Source organism: Falsihalocynthiibacter sp. BN13B15, assembly GCF_041205415.1.
In the GTDB taxonomy this organism is placed as follows: Bacteria; Pseudomonadota; Alphaproteobacteria; order Rhodobacterales; family Rhodobacteraceae; genus Falsihalocynthiibacter; species Falsihalocynthiibacter arcticus.
Genome location: NZ_JBGFCE010000098.1, coordinates 1 through 383, shown reverse-complemented (window position 1 = coordinate 383; position 383 = coordinate 1). Strand labels below are relative to the sequence as shown.

General features: G+C 48.6%; 2 pseudogenes. Both read left to right on the top strand.

The features are described 5' to 3' along the window. Positions 1 to 12: 12 nt before the first annotated feature. Positions 13 to 141 (top strand): annotated as a pseudogene (locus AB9F26_RS22350) (IS6 family transposase); the annotation flags it as partial. 58 nt (positions 142 to 199) lie between these two features. Then, a pseudogene (locus tag AB9F26_RS22345) lies at positions 200 to 383 on the top strand (IS6 family transposase); the annotation flags it as partial.

Genomic DNA, 383 nt, shown 5'->3' with positions numbered 1-383 from the left:
TAACGTTGTGTCATGAAAAAACGCGCTCCTTTTCGCTATTTCAAGACGTCTCCTGAAATCATCCGTCTTGCGGTGATGTTGTACGTCAGATTCCCACTCTCACTTCGAAACGTGGAAGATTTACTCCACGAACGAGGGATCGGGCACTGTCAGAGGAAATTCTCTTGAGGCTGGCAGGGCAAGAAACTAGCGTTTGTCCATGACAAAACGCTCCCCTTTCCGCTACTTCAAAACGAGTCCTGAAATCATCCGTCTAGCGGTAATGCTCTACGTTCGGTTCCCATTGTCGCTTAGGAATGTTGAAGATCTTCTGCATGAACGAGGCATCGATGTCAGCCACGAAACCGTCCGTTTCTGGTGGAACCGATTTGGCCCAATGTTTG